Origin of the sequence: Streptomyces turgidiscabies Car8 (assembly GCF_000331005.1) — a bacterium.
Classification (GTDB): domain Bacteria; phylum Actinomycetota; class Actinomycetes; order Streptomycetales; family Streptomycetaceae; genus Streptomyces; species Streptomyces turgidiscabies.
This window is the reverse complement of sequence record NZ_AEJB01000066.1, coordinates 1-2,474: the sequence shown is the minus strand read 5'-3', so window position 1 is coordinate 2,474 and position 2,474 is coordinate 1. Positions and strand designations below refer to the sequence as shown.

Genomic DNA, 2,474 nt, shown 5'->3' with positions numbered 1-2,474 from the left:
CGGTCGAGATCCCGGCCACGCAGGGCGGCGGCGTCGGGGGCCACCTGCCAGTAGCGGAGCGGACGGCCGAGGGTGCCCAGCAGCGCCGGCCCTGCGTCGGGGGCGAGGAGCAGGCCGCCGAGCCAGTAGACCTCCGACAGCGCACTGCCGGGCAGACGGCTCAGCGCGGGCGTACGCAGCACCGGCAGCGTCGACCAGTAGGCGCCCGCGGGGGTGCGCGGGACGACGATCCCGGTGATCCGGACGGCGAGCGGCGGCCCTGCCGAGTTCGGCAGGTGGATCACGGATCCCACCCGGATGTGAAGCGTGCGGGCGGTGTCCGTGGTGACGGCGGCCTCGACCTCAGCGCTCGCCGCCGTCACCGGTCCGCCCGTGGTGCGTGGCAGCCGGCCCGAGTGGATCCGGGCGTGGGCGGCCAGGTCCTGCTGGGCGGCGAGCGTCAGCTGGGCGGGGATGCCGGCGGGCTGGGGAAGCCAGGCGTCGGACGCCACCATGCCGACGGTCGTGCGTACGCCGTACGCCGACTGCGCCCGGTCGGGAACCAGCGGTGCCCTCGGGGTGGCGAGGATCTCGGCCCGCACGGCGGCCAGCGGACCGGGGCGCAGGGCGGCCTCGGCCTCCGTGACGGTGTCCGTCCAGGGTGGCGGGGCGTCCACCTGCACGGTCGTCCGGTCGGGAAAGGCCTGCTCGACCGCCCGGCGCAGCCCCGCGTCCCCGTACCGGTCGACGGCACGCGGGTAGGCGGCGGCCAGCGCGGCGGTCACCGCCACCAGCAGCGCGAGGGCCACCGACGTACCGGCGAAGGCCCTCAGGCGGGCCCGCACGCGCGGCGATACGGTCCTCGTCCCCCCGCTTTCAGCGGGCTCCGGCTGCGCGGTCACTGCGTCACCTCGTCCCTGAGAGTCGACACGGGTTTCGCCCGCCGAAGCGCGAGGGCCACGGTCACTAGGGCGGGGCCCGCGGCGAGGGCCGCCAGCAGGACGGCCAGCCGCAGGGGCGGGAGTTCGACCAGCACCGGCGGCAGCGGCCGGGTGGCCTGCCCGGTCAGGACGACGAGCGGAACCAGCGCGTACGTCAGCACCGCGCCCAGGGCCGTGCCGACCAGCAGCGCCAGCGCGACCAGCACACCGTGCTCCACGGCGACCAGCCGGACCAGCCGGCGGCGCGGTGCCCCCAGGGCGCGCAGTACGGCGAACTCGCCGTCCCGGGCCCGCATCGCACCCGCCGAGCTCACCGCGAAGCCGAGCGAGGCGAAGAGCACCGTCACCCCGGCCGCCGCGATCAGCGCGGCCTCCGGGGCCGCCCCGAACGGGTCGTCGCGCAGCTCCGCCGCAGTCTCGTCGCGCACCACCACCTGCTCCGGCTCGACATCGGGCAGGCCCCGCACGGCGGCGGCGGCAGCGGGCGCGGATGTCCGCAGCCACCACTCGGTGGGCGCGAGCCCGGTCCCGTAGCGGGCCTGCAACACCCGGTCGACGGCCGGCAGATCGACCAGCAGGGCCCCGCCGTCCGGCGCGGTGGTCTCCGTCGTGGGCAGGGCGCTCGCCGTACGGACGATACGTACGGGCACGGAACGGCCGTCGAACGTCACCTCCACGCGCTGGCCCTCGCGCGCGCCGGACGCGGTGAGGAACCGCTGGGTGGCGACCGCGCGGATCTCGGGCGCCGCCGGCTGGGGGACCTTCAGGTGGACCTCCAGGGGCATGGAGGTCGGCGGGACGTCCGGCGGCAGGTATCCGGTGCTGTACGTCATGGTCAGCGGTGCCGTCGACGTGATCCGGGGGCGGGTCGGCCGGGCGCTGTCGTCGGGGGCGAAGGCCACGGAGTCGGCCTCGAACGCCGTCGCCCACTTCGTCGGCAGGGTCAGCCGCCGGACGTCACCGTCGCCCGCGGTCGCCGTGAGCGCGCCGAGGACCAGACGGTGCCGGTCGGCGCGGTCGGCCGGCTGCGACAGGGTCATGGTGAGTCCGGTCAGCGCCAACGGGCCCCGGGCGCCGTTCAGATCGGGGGTCAGCGGGTGCGGGCGGCCGTCGGCGGCGAGGCTGCCGGACGGTATCTCGTACGACGTCCCGTGCCGGTCCCGCACGGTGAGCGTGACGTCCGCGCCCGGCCCCGGCGTGCTGCTGTGCAGGGTGGCGGTCAGCGTGAGCCGCGCCGTGCCCGCCGGTACGCCGATACCGGCGGGCGCTCCGCGCGGCGCGAGCCCGGCGAGCAGCGGCCCCTTCGTCAGATCACTCCGCGCCAGCACGGCCCCGGCCGCCTCCGCCGTGTTCAGGGCCACGACGGTCGCGGTACGGCTGCCGGAGAGTGACACGGTGCCACGGACCGCGGGGGCGACCGCGTCGACGTGGGGAAGGGCCGCGTAGACGTCCGTACGGCCCACACCGCCGCTCCCGGCGGTCAGTACGCGCACCTCGGCGCCCGCCCGGAAGTCGGCCTGGTCGGCCTGGGACCGGTGCCAGGACGCGCTCTGC

At 76.8% G+C, this 2,474-nt stretch carries 1 protein-coding gene and 1 pseudogene; both read right to left on the bottom strand.

Annotated elements, in window-relative coordinates; all coding sequences use genetic code 11:
* Positions 1 to 824 (bottom strand): annotated as a pseudogene (locus STRTUCAR8_RS04045) (ABC transporter permease); the annotation flags it as partial.
* A 53-nt stretch (positions 825 to 877) separates the two neighbouring features.
* Positions 878 to 2,474 (bottom strand): FtsX-like permease family protein (locus STRTUCAR8_RS04040; protein ID WP_006374154.1); only part of this gene is annotated, 1,597 nt, incomplete at its 5' end.